The organism is Pseudomonas sp. 22082, from assembly GCF_052046055.1.
Classification (GTDB): Bacteria; Pseudomonadota; Gammaproteobacteria; order Pseudomonadales; family Pseudomonadaceae; genus Aquipseudomonas; species Aquipseudomonas pharyngis.
In genome coordinates this window covers 105,506-119,856 of sequence record NZ_JBQEQB010000025.1, presented here as the reverse complement: position 1 = coordinate 119,856, position 14,351 = coordinate 105,506, and the positions used below count along the sequence as shown (strand labels likewise).

Below are 14,351 nucleotides of genomic sequence, written 5' to 3'. Positions count from 1 at the left end.
CCAACAATTTGGGTGACTGACAATACGCCATCGCGGGCAAGCCCGCTCCCACAGGGAAATGTGTTTGCCTGAAAATCAGCGATAGCGCTGAAGGTGCTCACCGACCTTGGCGGCCGGGACTTTCTGCAACTTGCACAGCAGGTCGTGCGATAGCTCCCGCACCCCATGCTTGCGCCGCAACTCTTCAGCCAAATGCGCCATCAGGTTCGCCGCCATCTCCGCATCCGCCATCGCCCGGTGCGCCTGGCCGGTATGCGGCAGTTGGGCGAAGGTAGTGAGCGTACCGAGCTTGTGGTTCGGCGCCGCCGGCATCAAACGACGGGCCAGCAGCAGCGAGCAGGCGAAGTTCTGCAAACGGGTGCGTTTGATCCGGCCCAGTTCGAAGTCCCAGAACTTCTGGTCGAACGCGGCGTTGTGCGCCAACAGGGGCGTGCAGCCGACGAATTCGTTGACTTCGCTCATCACCTGTTCGGCCGAAGGCGCGGTGCGCAGCATCGCGTTGCTGATGCCGGTGAGTTGTTCGATGAAGGCCGGGACGCGGACGCCGGCGTTCATCAGGCTCTGGTAACGCTCGACGATGCGACCGTTTTCCAGCATGACCACGGCGATTTCCGTGGCCCGGCAGCTGCTGCTCGGCGAAATGCCGGTGGTTTCAAAGTCGATGACTGCAATGCGTTCCAAACCGGGTGGTACTCCGTTTAAATCAATTCTTGAGCAGGGCTCAATTTTTCAACAGCAGTGCGCCTTCGATCGGCACATAACGGCTGGCGGCGCGGATCAGCGAGTTGGCGGTCAGGCCGGGAACGCCGTAGGCCACCGCTTGCACGCCGTGTTTGTTGATGATGCGTTCGAGCAGCATGTCGAAGTCGCCATCACCGGAGGCCAGGACGATTTCGTCGACGTGGTCGGCGGCGTCCATGATGTCGAGGGTGATGCCCACGTCCCAGTCGCCCTTGGCCGAGCCGTCGCTGCGCTGGATGTAGGGTTTGAGTTTCACGGTGAAACCGAGGTTGCGCAGGATCTGCTGGAACTGCTGCTGTTTGCTGTCGCCCCGGTCGATCGCATAGGCGTAGGCCTCGACGATCTGCCCGTGCTGGCTGACATCCGCCCACAGCGCCGCGTAGTTGAAGTGGCAACCATAGGCCTGACGCACGGTGTAGTAGAGGTTCTGCACATCGGCGAACACTGCGATTTTTTTCACCGGAGTTCCTGTGAGCGCTGACGCGCATGAGCCGGATCAGGCACCTAGCCCGAAAAAGGCGCTCAGTATGCCAGCCCGAAGGAAGGTTCCGCGAATAATCGGCCCGGGGCGATCAGGCGCCCCGGACGAATGGTGAATCAGACGAAGGAATCGTCGTCATCGAAGAACGATGAGTTGTCGTCGCTGTAGTCGGTGTCGGCAAAGCCGCCCTGATCATTACCGTAGGTGTCGTTGTTGGCCATGCGCTGGTCATCGCCCCAGCCGTTATTGCTCTGGTCGTTGACCTGGGCCGGCTCTTCCTTGATGACTTCGACGATTTCTTCCGGCTGCTGGTTGTGATGGAACAGGCTGCTGATGCCTTGTGCCAGCATCACGCCACCGGCCACACCGGCCGCTGTTTTCAGTGCGCCGCCGAGGAAGCTGCTGCCGGCCGCCGGAGCCGCTTGTTGCTGGCCATAACCCGGTGGTGGCGCGCCGAAATTCTGTTGCGGCGCGGGTGCACCAAAATTCTGCTGCGGTGCCGGCTCACGCCAGCCGCCGGTGGACGCCGGGGCGCTTTGGGTCGACGCCGGGCGCGGGCTGCTGCCACCGAAGATGCTCGACAGGAAGCCACCACCGCTGGAGGCCGGCGGCGCGCTCTGCGCCTTGGCCGATTGCAGTTCGGCCTGCAATTGCTTGACCTGTTGAGTCAGTTGTTTGTTCTGTTCGTCGAGGCTCTTGAGGGCAGCCTCCTGCACCAGAATCGCCTGGGTCATGAAATAACCTGCGGCCGGCTGGCGCGTCAGGTGTTCCTTGATCCGCGCTTCAGCCAGTGCGTCGCGCGGGGCTGCCTCCGTTTCGGCCTGTTGCAGCCGGGAAAACAGTCCGTCGATCAGGGTTTGTTCTTCGCTGTTCATGGCGACCTCGTAGATTGCCGGAGATAACGTTGCCCTCCTCCACGTCGGAGGAGGCGCACCTCTGTAATGGAGGCAGCAACAGAATGTTTCAATGACCTTTACCGAACGTTTACGTTTGCGCAGCGAAACGGATCATCGGTTAAAGTGGGCCACTGTTTTTGACCTGCGATACCGACTGATGAATGCCTTCGATGTGCTGCGCGACTCCCTGTATTTCTTCAAACGCAATCTGGGCCGGATCGTCCAGTTGTGCCTGCCGCTGGTGATTGTCGAAGCCGTGCTGCAACAGGTGGTCGACCATGCCAGCGACCCGGACGGCTACTCGGCCATCAGCGTGATCGTCGGCCTGCTGGTGTATCCGTTGTACACCGCCGCGCTGATTCTGTTTCTCGATGCCCGCACCCGCGGCGAATCCCCGCAAACCCGCGATCTGCTGGCGATGGCCGCTCGTCTTTGGCCGCGCTTTGCCCTGCTGACTGCGCTGAACACGCTGTTGATCCTGCTCGGGCTGTCGCTGTATTTCCTGCCAGGCCTGTGGCTGATGGTCACCCTGGCCTTCGGTGAATACCTGCTGGTGCTGCGCGGTTACGGCCCGTTGCAGGCGATGAAGGAAAGCCTGCGCCTGAGCCGTGGGCATTTTCTGCGGATTCTGGTGTGCATCCTGTGTGTAATGGGGCCGCTGTGGCTGCTCAAGGGCCTGACCCTGCAGGTCTATCCGGATCCGCAAAATCCATTGATCGCGGTGCTGATCGACAGCGGCCACAGCTTCCTGCAACTGTTCACCAGCTTGGTGCTGTTCCGCCTGTTCATGTTGATCAGCGAATTGCCCGACAAACGTGACGGATTAGTCTGACTGCACCGAGCTTGGGCTGATCGATGGGTCTCGGGTATGCTCGGGACCACTTCCGTATCGCTATAAGCCGAGCCATGACCCGTCTACTGCGCTACATCCTGTTGCCCGTACTGCTCGCCCTCGCCCTGATCGGCACGCTGATCTACAGCCTGACCTGGCGCCCCGACGCCCGGGAAACCCTGCCGGTCAGTTGCATCGGGCAACCGCCGACGCTGGTCCCCGGCCAGGCCCTGAAGGTCATGACCTGGAACGTGCAATACCTGGCCGGCAAGCGCTACGTGTTCTGGAATGACCTGGCGCAAGGCGACGACGAAGCCCCGACCCCGGAAGACATGGCGTTCAGCCTCGATGAAGTGGCGCGGGTGATTCGCGACGAACAGCCCGACGTGGTGCTGTTGCAGGAACTGGATGACGGCGCCAAGGCCAGCGACTATCAGAATCAACTCAAGCTGTTGCAGGAGCGCCTGACCGACCTCTATCCGTGCAGCGCCCACGCCTTTGACTGGAAGGCCGACTTCGTCCCGGATCCGCACATCTTCGGCAGCGTCGGCCGGCAACTCGCGACCCTCAGCCGCTACCGCATCGAACACGCCGAGCGCCTGCAATTGCCGGTGCAGCCGGCGAACCTCATCAGCCGTCAGTTCCAGCCGAAAGATGCGCTGCTCGCCACCACTTTGCCGCTCAGCGATGGCGGGCAACTGGTGGTGTTCAACACCCATCTGGATCGCGCCGTACAGCCGGACGACACCTTGCAGGCGCAGGTGACCGCGGTGGCCAAGGTTCTCGACAAACACGAAAGCCACGGCACGCCGTGGCTGATCGGCGGCGACTTCAACCTGTTGCCACTTGGCCAGTACCGGCGCCTGCCCACCGAGCAGCGCACGCCGTACTCCGCCGACAGTGCGCTGCATGTGCTGTGGGACAAGTACCCGATGATCCCGACCAACAACGAAGCCAGCGGCATCGACCGCGCCAAATGGCTGACCCATTACCCCAACGACCCCGGCCTCAACGGCCCGGACCGCACGGTCGATTACCTGTTCTACAGCCCGAAGATCAAACGGGTCGAAGCCACGGTGCGGCAGGACGATACCTTGCGCATTTCCGATCATTTGCCGGTGATTGCCAAGTTCCTCCTGCCGCCCAACTGACCTCAATGAGCTTCTTCGAGATCGTCGTGCAACAGCCCGAAGATCTGCCGTTTCATGTCGATGAACGAGCGCTCCATCACCATGTCCAGCGTGCGTGGGCGCTCGATCGGCACGTCGAGAATCTGCTTGATCCGCCCCGGTCTGGCGCCCATCACATACACCCGGTCGCCGAGCAGAATCGCTTCGTCGATGTCGTGAGTGACGAACAGCACGGTTTTCTTGCTGTTGCCCCACACCCGCAATAACAGCTGCTGCATTTGCAGGCGGGTCTGGCTGTCGAGGGCGCCGAAGGGTTCGTCCATCAGCAGGATCTGCGGGTCGTTGGCCAATGCCCGGGCAATCGCCACCCGCTGCATCATGCCGCCGGACAACTGCTTGGCGTAGTTGTCGGCAAATCCGGACAACCCGACTTCATGCACATAGTGATCGACGATTTCCTTGCGCCGTGCCGCCGGCATGCCCCGTCGCTTGAGCCCGAACTCGACGTTCTGCCGCACCGTCAGCCACGGAAAGAGCGTGTAGCTCTGGAACACCATTCCGCGATCCGCGCCGGGGCCCTGCACTTGCTGGCCGCCGACGTAGATTTCGCCGGAGCTCGGCTCGGCCAGGCCGGCAGTGAGGTACAGCAGGCTCGACTTGCCGCAGCCCGACGGCCCGACCAGTACCGCGAACTGCTGATCCGGCACTTCGAACGACACTTCTTCCAGCGCAGTGAATGTACCGCCGCCGGGTTTGCTGTAGCGCAGGCTGACCTTGTCCACCTGCAACCTTGGCGCGGCTTGTGCCGGTGCAGCGACCGGCTCGATGAAACGACGGTTGGCAGCGGTTACTGAGCCCATGCGGCAATCCTCAAACGCAAGAAGCGGAACAGTTGATCGGTGACCAGGCCGAGCAGGCCGATGATCGCGATGGCGAGAAAAATCACGTCGACCTGAAAGCCGCGCATGGCCTTGAGGCTCAAGTAACCAAGGCCGCTCGATGCGGCGACCAGTTCGGCGACCACCAGATAGGTCCAGGCCCACCCCATGGTCACCCGCAAGGTGTCGAGCACGCCGGGCAACGACGCCGGGGCGATCACATGCAGCACTGCGTCACGCCGGTTGGAGCCGAGGGTGTAAGAGGCGTTGATCAAGTCCTTGGAGATGCCTTTGGACACGTCCGCGATCATCACCAGTTGCTGGAAGAACACGCCGAAAATGATCACCGACACCCGCTGCTCCAGACCGATACCGATCCACAGGATGAACAGCGGCACGAACGAGGTCACCGGCAGGTAACGGATGAAATTCACCAGCGGTTCGAGGAACGCCTGGACGATACGGAAGCTGCCCATCAGCAAGCCCAGAGGCACTGCCACCAGCGACGACACGATGAAGCCCACCATCACCACTTCGACACTGGCCCAGACATGCTGGCCGAGGGTGCCGTCGCGGCTCAGGCGCACGGCAGCTTCAACCACCGCACCGGGCGTCGGCAGGAACATCCCCGGCACGACGCCGCCATAGGACAACCCGGCCCACAGGCCGACCAGCAACACCCAGGCCAGCCCGCTGGCGCTCCACACCACCGGCACCGGCAGTCCGGTCTTCGGCGTAATGCAACGGCTCAGCCATGAATTGCGCTTGAACATAACCAGTCTCCTAGAGCGGGCTGACGAAACGGTTATCCACCAGATCATCGTTGCTGACGTTGTAGGGCTTGCCCTGCAATTCGCTGGCGGTTTCGTTGGCCAGTTTGATCAGCGGTGCGCTGTCACCCGGCTTGCCCGGCGAGCCAAGGAGTTTTTCGCTCATGGCCTGATCGTAGAAGCGCACGCCTTGTGCAGCGGCGGCCAGTTCCTTCGGATCGGACAGGTAACCACCGACGCCCTTGGCCATGATTTCGTAGGCTTGCTGTGGATGGTCCTTGGTGAACTGCACCGCTTTATAGAGGCCGGCGACCAGCGCCTTGACGTCTTCCGGCTGCTTCTCGATCACCGTGCAATTGAGCGCCACCACATCGACGATCACCCCCGGCGTACTGCTGCTGTCGATCAGCACCTTGCCCTGCTGCTTGTCGCGCACCATCGACAGATGCGGCTCCCAGGTCACGGCGGCCGGCACACGACCGGCGATGAACGCGGTGGCAGCATCGTCAGCGGTCATGTTCTGCACGGTGATGTCGCTCATGCTCATGCCGTTCTTTTTCAGCAGGTACGACAGCCAGAACTGCGAGGTCGACCCTTCGTTGACGGCCACGGCCTGGCCCTTGAGTTCTTGCAGGCTCTTCACGTTTTTACCGACCAGCACACCGTCGCCGCCATGGCTGTCATCCAGCGCGGCCACGGCCTTGAAGCAGAACTGCGGGCGGTACTTGAGCACTTCGTCGATGGTCGAGGCCGAACCGGACAATTGCCCGGACGCCTGGGCGGCCATGTACATCGAAGCCTCTTCGACCACCGGCAATTCGACGGTCAGGCCGTTCTCCTTGAAGTAGCCCAGATCCTGAGCCAGATACAGGGTGCCGTAACCGACCCACGTGGTGTGGCCGATCGACAAGGTGCCGGCTTGGGCGGCGGTGATGGAAAGGGCGGAAATCGCCAGAGGACCTGCAAGACGGGTAAACAAGGACTTGTTCATGGAGCACTCCCAAAGCTGTTGATTTAGTTGTCATGGGCAGTACGGCCAGCCTCGTCGGCGCGGATGCACGCTGCGGTCTCTGCTGGACTCTGGCGGGCAATGCCTTGGCTGGCGAAATCGATGTTGACCCAGGCTTGGCCTCAGGAAAACGAGGAAATAGTTAGACGCGAACGATGAAAAAACTGGGTAGTGCGCACCGCGAAAGGGCGCATCGGGCGGGGGCGCCCGGAGGGGGTGCAAGACAGCTAAAACAGTGGTGAGTCGACTGACGCAATCGCGAGCAAGCCCGCTCCCACAGGTTTCTTGGCTAACACAAATATTGTGTACGCTCGGGATCCCTGTGGGAGCGGGCTTGCCCGCGAAGGGGCCCTTGAGCCTTACGAATATCTCAGAGGCGACCGTATTCCTGCGCCGTACGATCAACCGCTTTCAGGGTCTTGCCCACCAGTTCGTCAATCTCTTCACGACTGGCAATCAACGCCGGCGCCATGATCATCCGCCCCAGCGTCGAGCGAATGATCACCCCCTCTTCAAAACCAATCGTGCGGCAGCGCCAGGCGATGTCGTTCTCATTGGCAAAGCGCTTGCGCGTGGCCTTGTCTTCGGCCAGTTGCAACGCCGCGACCATGCCGGTGCCCTGGATATCGCCCACCAGCGGGTGATTGCCGAACACCTCGCGCAGGCACTGTTGCAGGTACGGGCCGATGTCATCCTTGACCCGCGTCACCACGCCTTCATCGCGCAATGCCTTGAGGTTGGCAATCGCCACCGCCGCCGCCACCGGGTGCCCGGAATAGGTCAGACCGTGGGCGAATACACCGCCCTGCTCCACCAGCACGTCGGCCATTTTCTTCGACAGGATCAGCCCGCCCATCGGGATGTAACCGGAGGTCAAACCCTTGGCGATGGACAGAGTGTCCGGCTCGAAACCGAAGTATTCGTGGGCGAACCATTCACCCGTGCGACCAAAGCCGCCGATCACTTCATCGGCGCACAGCAGCACGTCGTATTGGCGGCAGATACGCTGGATTTCCGGCCAGTAGCTTTCCGGCGGGAAGATCATCCCGCCCGCGCCCTGGAACGGTTCGGCGATGAACCCGGCAACCTTGTCGGCGCCCAGTTCAAGGATCTTCGCTTCCAGTTGCTGCGCCGCCCGCAGGCCGAATTCTGCCGGGGTCAGATTGCCTTCGTGGGCGAAGAAGTACGGCTCGTCGATGTGCGCGATGTCGGGAATCATCCCGCCCATTTCGTGCATGAACTTCATGCCACCGAGGGCCGTCGCCGCCAGGGTCGAACCGTGGTAGCCGTTCCAGCGGCCGATCATGATTTTCTTCTCGGGCTTGCCCAGCACCTGCCAGTAACGGCGGACGGTACGGATCAACACCTCGTTGGCCTCGGAGCCGGAGTTGGTGTAGATCGCGTGGCTGTAGTGCCCCGGCAGCAAGCTGAACAGCAGCTCAGAGAGCTCGATCACCTGCGGGTGGGTGGTGTGGAAAAACATGTTGTAGTACGGCAACTGCTCCAGTTGCCGGCTCGCGGCGGCGTTCAGATCCTTGCGCCCGTAACCGAGGTTGGTGCACCACAGCCCGGACATGCCGTCGAGGTAGCGCCGACCGTCGTTGTCCCACAGATGCAGACGCTCACCGCGCACCATCACCCGTGGGCCTTCGTCGTTGAGGGCCTTCTGGTCGACGAACGCATGAATGTGGTGCGCTGCATCGGCGGCCTGGTAGTCGCGGGTTTCACGTGAGGTGGTCATCGCCGGATCTCCTTTCTTGTTGTGAGCGGCTGTCATGAGCGCAGTTGAAACCAAGTGGTTTTCAACTGGGTGTATTTGTCGAACGCGTGCAGCGACAGATCGCGGCCGAAACCCGATTGCCTGCCGCCGCCGAACGGTACGGTCACGTCCAGCGCATCGACGCTGTTGACCGACACCGTACCGGCTCGCAATTGCCGCGCCACCCGGTGCGCGCGGTGCAGATCATCGGTCCACAGCGACGCCGCCAGACCGTAGACGCTGTCGTTGGCCAGTTGCACGGCATGGGCCTCGTCATCGAACGGAATCACCGCCAGCACCGGGCCGAACACTTCTTCACGAAACAGGGTCATGTGCGGCTGCACGCCGGTGAAAATCGTTGGCTGCACGAAGTTGTCCGAACCGTTGAAACTCAGCTGCCGCCCGCCGCAGACGCGGGTCGCGCCTTCGCGTTCGGCCTGGTTGATGAAGCGCAAAATGCTTTCGGTCTGACGAGTATCGACGATTGCCCCGGCCGCACTCGCCGGGTCCAGCGGATCGCCCGGTTGCCAGCGCTCGGCCTGAGCCTTCAGCCGCTCGACGAACTCGTCATGAATCGAGCGCTCCACCAGCAATCGCGAGTTGGCCGAGCAGACTTCGCCCTGATTGAAGAAGATCCCGAACGCGGCTTTCTGCGCCGCCAGATCCAGATCCTTGCAGTCGGCGAACACCAGATTGGCGCTCTTGCCGCCACACTCCAGCCACACTTGTTTGAGGTTCGACTGCGCGGAGTACTGCATGAAATATTTGCCGACCTGGGTCGAGCCGGTGAACACCAGGCAATCGACATCCGGGTGCAAGCCCAAGGCTTTGCCGGCCTGTTCGCCGAGCCCCGGCAGCACGTTCAGCACACCGGCCGGCAGCCCGGCTTCCAGCGCCAGCTCGGCCAGACGCAACGCGGAGAACGGCGATTGTTCGGCGGGTTTGAGAATCACCGAGTTGCCCGCCGCCAGCGCCGGCGCGAGCTTCCACGCGGCCATGTCCAGCGGGAAGTTCCACGGCACCACAGCCGCGACCACGCCCAGCGCTTCGCGGGTGATGGTCGCCAGCACGTTCGAGGCGCTCGGCGCGACCTGATCGTAGAGCTTGTCGAGACTTTCGGCGTACCAGCGAAACACCCCGGCGGCGCCCGGCACGTCGATGTTGTAAGCGTCCATCACCGGCTTGCCCATGTTCAGCGAATCGAGCAGCGCCAGCTCTTCGCGATGGGCCAGAATCAGGTCTGCCAGCCGCAGCAGCACTTGCTTGCGCTCGGTCGGTGAACGCCCGGCCCAGGTGCCGGCCTCGAACACCTGCCGCGCATTCTGCACCGCCGCGTCGACATCCTCTTCACCGCACGCGGCAACGTTTGCCAGCCGCTGGCCGGTGGCCGGGTTGATCGCGGCAAAGGTCTGTCCCGACTGCGCCGCACTCAATTTGCCGTCGATCACGGCCTGGTACGGATAGCTCAATTCAGCGGCCTTGCGCTGCCAGTCTGCAAGCTCGAACACGGTGGTTGCTCCTTGGACTTTTATTCTTTTGAGAACAGTGCGGGGTCGATAGTCGCTCAGGCCCGTGTGCGCTAAAACCAGTAAAAATGTCTTCGCAGACAATAAAAAAGGTAACCAGCCGATAGCCCCTTCGCGCGCGTATGGGGCTATTGTTCAGGGACAAAAAAACCGCCGACAGAACGGAGGCCGGCGGCTTACAAATTGCTTGGATGTGATATCCGTTCGCTTTGAGGTTCACCGTGGCCGCTTACAATCTGCGTCAGTTGAAATACTTCATCACCACCGTCGAATGCGGCAGCGTCGCCGAAGCGTCGCGCAAGCTGTACATCGCGCAACCGGCGATTTCCACGGCGATCAAGGGGCTGGAAGACAGCTTCGGCGTGCAACTGCTGATCCGCCATCACGCCCAGGGCGTGTCCCTGACACCCAGCGGCGCGCGGTTCTTCCGCAAGGCTCAGGAACTGCTGCGCATGGCCAAGGAGTTCGAACAGAACGCCCTCGCCGACAACGACGTGGTGGCCGGACAGATCGATATCGGCTGTTTCGAAACGGTAGCGCCGCTGTACTTGCCGCAACTGATTGCAGGCTTCTCGGCGCTGTATCCGGGAGTGAAGATCCGCATCCGCGACGGCGAACAACAGGAACTGGTGCAAGGCCTGACTTCGGGCACCTTCGATCTGGCAATCCTGTACAAGCACGACCTCGACGCCACCATCGAAACCGAACCGCTGATGCCGGCCCAACGGCCTTACGCCCTGCTCCCGGCAGATCACCGCTTCGCCCAGCTCAAGCAGGTTTCGCTGCGGGACTTGTGCCTGGAACCGATGATCCTGCTCGACGTGCAACCGAGCCGCACCTACTTCGTCAGCCTGTTCGAAGAACTCGGCCTGTCGCCACGCATCGAGTTCAGCTCACCTTCGATCGAAATGGTGCGCGGCATGGTCGGCCAGGGATTCGGCTTCTCGATCCTGGTGACCCGCCCGCACTCGGAATGCACCTACGACGGCAAGAAAGTCGTGTGCGTCGACATCGTCGAAGACGTCACCGGCTCGGGTCTGGTGGCGGCGTGGCTCAAGCGCGGGCAACTGACCAAACCGGCGCAGTTGTTTGCCGATTATTGCCGAGAGCAGCTGACCGCGAAGGCGAATGCTTGAAAGCTCAAAATCAAAAGATCGCTATCAGCGACCGCTGATCGCTAAATCGACCTACCTGTTATTTCTGACAGTAGACGCGACAACCTGAAAGGAGCTTGATGTAACCGGACTGCAATGGCCGGCGTAAGCCTATGACCATGTATTTGACCGGTCCTCACATTGATTACTTTAGGGAGTCAAATGTCATGAATGACGATACTCAATCCAGCACCCCTTCCTTCGCAGAGGCGAAACCACTTGGCCCGGAGGATACAACCTTCATTAGCGAGCTTCATGCATTGCTGGAACGGCATGGGAACATCAATCGTTTTGGAGTTCTCCTGCTACATGATCATTTCTCAGTGAAGGGAGATGAAATCATGCTGGAAACCAATGACCCTCACGCTCGTACTCTCCACATGGAAGTCGTCAAGCGTACAGATTTGCCAGCGGGAAAATTCACCAGTTGGCGTCTGTCCGGCAGTAAAAAAGGGGAGGTCGAGGCACTCACCTTTTGTGGACGTGCTTGCTATTAGGTGGAGCGGCTTCTACCCACGGTGAGAGGCAAGGCAACCCGCCTTGCATAACCAGGCGGGTTACCAATCAAATCGCTAAAAATCAGGTACCGCGCGGTTTTGCCCGAGCAGTGGCTTCAGCCACCAGCGGATCATCCGGCCAGTAATGCTTTGGATACCGTCCCTTCAGATCCTTCTTCACCTCGGCATAAGTGCTGCGCCAGAAGTTGGCCAGATCCTGCGTCACCTGCACCGGGCGCCGTGCGGGGGACAGCAGGTGCAGCTTGACCACTTGCCGGCCGCCGGCGATGCGTGGTGTGTCCGCGAGGCCGAACAACTCCTGTAAGCGCACCGCGAGAATCGGTGGCTGCTCGCTGTAGTCGAGGCGAATCGACGAGCCTGACGGCACGCTCAGGTGATGCGGCGCCTGTTCGTCGAGCTGTTGTGGCAGCGGCCATGGCAGCAGATTACGGACGATGCTCGACAGGTCGAGGTTGGCGAAATGACTGAGGCGCGAGACCTTGCCCAGATAAGGCATCAGCCAGTCTTCGAGGGTTTTCAGCAGTGTGGCGTCGCTGACATCCGGCCATTGGCTGTCGCCCTTGGCGTCCAGATCGAGCTGGCGCAGCAACGCGACTCGCGCCTGCCACTGGCGCAATTCCGGAGTCCACGGCAGCAGCTCGAGACCTTTGCGGCGCACCAGATTGACCAGCGCCTGACTGCGGGCGTTTTCGTCGAGACCAGTCAGCGGCTCGCGGCTGAGGATCAGTTCGCCGACCTTGCGCTGACGCTCGGCGCGCAATACGCCTTCGCGTTCGTCCCAGTCCAGTTGATCGACGTTGTGCACCTGTTCGGCGAGCACCGAATCGAACAGCGCCGGATCAAAATCCGCCGCCAGATAAATCCGCTCTTCACGCTGGCCTTGGCGGCTGCCGAGGTCGGCGATGACGATCCACGGTTCCTTCATCAGGCTGTCGGCTTCGGCGAACAGCGCCGCGCGACCGTTGGCCAGACGATATTCGGCACCACCGGCCCGTCGCTGCTGGGCGACGCGATCCGGGTAGGCCAGCGCCAGCAAGGCGCCGAGCCAGCGTGGGTGATCCGGGTCGGCGACCGGTTCGCTCGCCTTGTCGCGCAGGTAGCCGCGATATTGTCGCGCCAGTTGCCGGGCACGCTGCACGCCGCCCTGGGCACCACGAGCCGCGCGCTCTTCGCCGGACAGCAGCGCCAGACGACTGTGCAGATCGGCCCCGGCGCCACGCAAAATGTCGCGCTCGCCGAGCAACGCGGCGACGTCGCACGCCATGCTTGCCAATCCCAGTGCCTGACCGCGCAACAGCAAATGGGCGATGCGCGGATGTGCCGGCAATTCAGCCATGGCCTGACCGTGGCGGTTGAGGCTTTCGCCGTCCAGCGCACCGAGGCGCTGCAACAGGTCTTGAGCCTGTGCATAAGCGGCGGCCGGCGGCACGTCGAGCCAGATCAGATCACTCGGCGCCACGCCCCAGCGTCCGAGTTGCAACGCCAGCCCGGCGAGATCCGCCGAGAGGATTTCCGCACTGCCATAAGCCGCCAGTTGCTCATGCTGGTCCTGCGACCACAGGCGATAACACACGCCCGGCTCCAGACGCCCGGCCCGGCCCGCACGCTGGGTGGCACTGGCTTTAGAGATGCGTTGGGTGTCGAGGCGGGTCATGCCGCTGCCCGGGTCGAAACGCGGCACCCGCGCCAGCCCGGCGTCGATTACCACGCGCACGCCGTTAATGGTCAGGCTGGTCTCGGCGATGTTGGTGGCCAGCACCACTTTGCGCTGACCCGCCGGGGCCGGGTCGATGGCGGCGCGCTGTGCGTTCAGGTCGAGTTCGCCGTGCAACGGGCAAAGCAACACGTCGCTGCGCTCACCGATGGCGTCCACCAGCTGCTGATGAACACGGCGGATTTCCGCCTGCCCCGGCAGAAACACCAACAGGCTGCCGGTTTCATCGTGCAGCGCTTCGAGCACCGTTTGCGTGACGCGTTGATCGATGTATTCGCCGGGCTGGAACGGCCGGCCCCAGCGCATCGTCACCGGGAACATCCGGCCTTCGCTGCGCAGGATTGGCGCGTCGTCGAGCAGCCCGGCCAGACGTTCACCTTCAAGGGTGGCGGACATCAGCAGAATCTTCAGCGGTTGTTCAGCTCGAAACAGCTCGCGACCGTTCAGACTGAGCGCCAGCGCCAGATCGGCGTCGAGACTGCGTTCGTGGAATTCGTCGAAGATCAGCAGGCCCACGCCTTCCAGCGCCGGGTCGTCCTGCAAACGCCGGGTGAGGATGCCTTCGGTGACCACCTCGATGCGCGTATTCGGGCCGACCTTGCTGTCGAGGCGGATGCGATAACCGACGGTTTCACCGACCTTCTCGCCCAGCTCGCTGGCCAGCCGTTCCGCGGCTGCGCGGGCGGCCAGCCGACGCGGTTCGAGCATGAGAATGGTCTGCCCGTTCAGCCACGCTTCATTGAGCAGGGCCAAGGGCACGCGGGTGGTTTTACCGGCGCCGGGCGGTGCTTCGAGCACGGCTTCGTGGCGTGTCGCGAGGGCTTCACGCAGGGCGGGTAAAACGTCATCGATCGGCAACGAATTCATGCTGGCTCCAAAACAGAGGGCCGAGTATAACGGCGAACTGCCAGGCGTTCGTCAGGGTCTTAACTTCACACGATGA

General features: G+C 62.0%; 13 protein-coding genes. 4 read left to right on the top strand and 9 right to left on the bottom strand.

Annotation, left to right across the window (positions count from 1 at the left end; translation table 11 throughout):
- Positions 1-75: 75 nt before the first annotated feature.
- From ACTJK9_RS25060 to ACTJK9_RS25050, 3 genes are all read right to left on the bottom strand, one after another.
- Complete coding sequence (locus ACTJK9_RS25060) at positions 76-681, bottom strand: 3'-5' exonuclease (RefSeq protein ID WP_440816977.1); 606 nt, start codon at positions 679-681, stop codon at positions 76-78.
- Positions 682-721: 40 nt separating this feature from the next.
- Entirely contained in the window at positions 722-1,201 is a 480-nt protein-coding gene (locus ACTJK9_RS25055; RefSeq protein ID WP_007958730.1) for an NYN domain-containing protein, read from the bottom strand.
- Positions 1,202-1,338: 137 nt separating this feature from the next.
- Positions 1,339-2,097, bottom strand: a complete 759-nt coding sequence (locus ACTJK9_RS25050; protein ID WP_440816974.1) for a DUF2076 domain-containing protein — start codon at positions 2,095-2,097, stop codon at positions 1,339-1,341.
- A gap of 178 nt (positions 2,098-2,275) precedes the next feature.
- On the opposite strand from ACTJK9_RS25050, the gene ACTJK9_RS25045 reads away from it, so the two are divergent.
- Together ACTJK9_RS25045 and ACTJK9_RS25040 are read left to right on the top strand one after the other, a co-directional pair.
- The gene (locus tag ACTJK9_RS25045) at positions 2,276-2,950 is read left to right on the top strand and encodes a YciC family protein (RefSeq protein WP_440816972.1); all 675 of its coding nucleotides are present in this window, start codon (positions 2,276-2,278) and stop codon (positions 2,948-2,950) included.
- A 74-nt stretch (positions 2,951-3,024) separates the two neighbouring features.
- Positions 3,025-4,101 carry an endonuclease/exonuclease/phosphatase family protein gene (locus ACTJK9_RS25040; protein ID WP_221398155.1) on the top strand — a complete coding sequence of 359 codons (1,077 nt, stop codon included), beginning with the start codon at positions 3,025-3,027 and terminating at the stop codon, positions 4,099-4,101.
- Positions 4,102-4,103: 2 nt separating this feature from the next.
- Here the strand turns inward: ACTJK9_RS25040 and ACTJK9_RS25035 are convergent, their stop codons facing one another.
- From ACTJK9_RS25035 to ACTJK9_RS25015, 5 genes are all read right to left on the bottom strand, one after another.
- Positions 4,104-4,940 (bottom strand): ABC transporter ATP-binding protein, encoded by an 837-nt coding sequence (locus ACTJK9_RS25035; RefSeq protein WP_440816969.1) that lies wholly within the window; start codon positions 4,938-4,940, stop codon positions 4,104-4,106.
- Complete coding sequence (locus ACTJK9_RS25030; RefSeq protein WP_064599626.1) at positions 4,928-5,731, bottom strand: ABC transporter permease; 804 nt, start codon at positions 5,729-5,731, stop codon at positions 4,928-4,930. The genes ACTJK9_RS25035 and ACTJK9_RS25030 overlap by 13 nt, the downstream gene beginning before the upstream one ends.
- A 10-nt stretch (positions 5,732-5,741) precedes the next feature.
- Positions 5,742-6,719: an ABC transporter substrate-binding protein gene (locus tag ACTJK9_RS25025; RefSeq protein WP_440816965.1), complete on the bottom strand. Its 978-nt coding sequence runs from the start codon at positions 6,717-6,719 to the stop codon at positions 5,742-5,744.
- A gap of 388 nt (positions 6,720-7,107) precedes the next feature.
- Positions 7,108-8,478, bottom strand: coding sequence for an aspartate aminotransferase family protein (locus ACTJK9_RS25020; RefSeq protein ID WP_440816963.1), 1,371 nt, complete (start codon positions 8,476-8,478; stop codon positions 7,108-7,110).
- 32 nt (positions 8,479-8,510) lie between these two features.
- Positions 8,511-10,004 carry an aldehyde dehydrogenase gene (locus tag ACTJK9_RS25015; protein ID WP_440816961.1) on the bottom strand — a complete coding sequence of 498 codons (1,494 nt, stop codon included), beginning with the start codon at positions 10,002-10,004 and terminating at the stop codon, positions 8,511-8,513.
- Positions 10,005-10,243: 239 nt separating this feature from the next.
- On the opposite strand from ACTJK9_RS25015, the gene ACTJK9_RS25010 reads away from it, so the two are divergent.
- The gene (locus tag ACTJK9_RS25010) at positions 10,244-11,158 is read left to right on the top strand and encodes a LysR family transcriptional regulator (RefSeq protein ID WP_085612568.1); all 915 of its coding nucleotides are present in this window, start codon (positions 10,244-10,246) and stop codon (positions 11,156-11,158) included.
- 185 nt (positions 11,159-11,343) lie between these two features.
- Positions 11,344-11,673: a hypothetical protein gene (locus ACTJK9_RS25005; RefSeq protein ID WP_143492474.1), complete on the top strand. Its 330-nt coding sequence runs from the start codon at positions 11,344-11,346 to the stop codon at positions 11,671-11,673.
- Between the two features lie 82 nt (positions 11,674-11,755).
- On the opposite strand, the gene hrpB is transcribed toward ACTJK9_RS25005, so the two are convergent.
- Positions 11,756-14,275 (bottom strand): ATP-dependent helicase HrpB, encoded by a 2,520-nt coding sequence (hrpB, locus tag ACTJK9_RS25000; RefSeq protein WP_440816958.1) that lies wholly within the window; start codon positions 14,273-14,275, stop codon positions 11,756-11,758.
- Positions 14,276-14,351 lie beyond the last annotated feature (76 nt).

Excerpts from the sequence above, each read along its gene's own strand:
- ACTJK9_RS25050 (WP_440816974.1), bottom strand. The coding sequence starts at position 2,097 with ATGAACAGCGAAGAACAAACCCTGATCGACGGACTGTTTTCCCGGCTG.
- ACTJK9_RS25045 (WP_440816972.1), top strand. The coding sequence starts at position 2,276 with ATGAATGCCTTCGATGTGCTGCGCGACTCCCTGTATTTCTTCAAACGC.
- ACTJK9_RS25040 (WP_221398155.1), top strand. The coding sequence starts at position 3,025 with ATGACCCGTCTACTGCGCTACATCCTGTTGCCCGTACTGCTCGCCCTC.
- ACTJK9_RS25035 (WP_440816969.1), bottom strand. The coding sequence starts at position 4,940 with ATGGGCTCAGTAACCGCTGCCAACCGTCGTTTCATCGAGCCGGTCGCT.
- ACTJK9_RS25030 (WP_064599626.1), bottom strand. The coding sequence starts at position 5,731 with ATGTTCAAGCGCAATTCATGGCTGAGCCGTTGCATTACGCCGAAGACC.
- ACTJK9_RS25025 (WP_440816965.1), bottom strand. The coding sequence starts at position 6,719 with ATGAACAAGTCCTTGTTTACCCGTCTTGCAGGTCCTCTGGCGATTTCC.
- ACTJK9_RS25020 (WP_440816963.1), bottom strand. The coding sequence starts at position 8,478 with ATGACCACCTCACGTGAAACCCGCGACTACCAGGCCGCCGATGCAGCG.
- ACTJK9_RS25005 (WP_143492474.1), top strand. The coding sequence starts at position 11,344 with ATGAATGACGATACTCAATCCAGCACCCCTTCCTTCGCAGAGGCGAAA.
- hrpB (WP_440816958.1), bottom strand. The coding sequence starts at position 14,275 with ATGAATTCGTTGCCGATCGATGACGTTTTACCCGCCCTGCGTGAAGCC.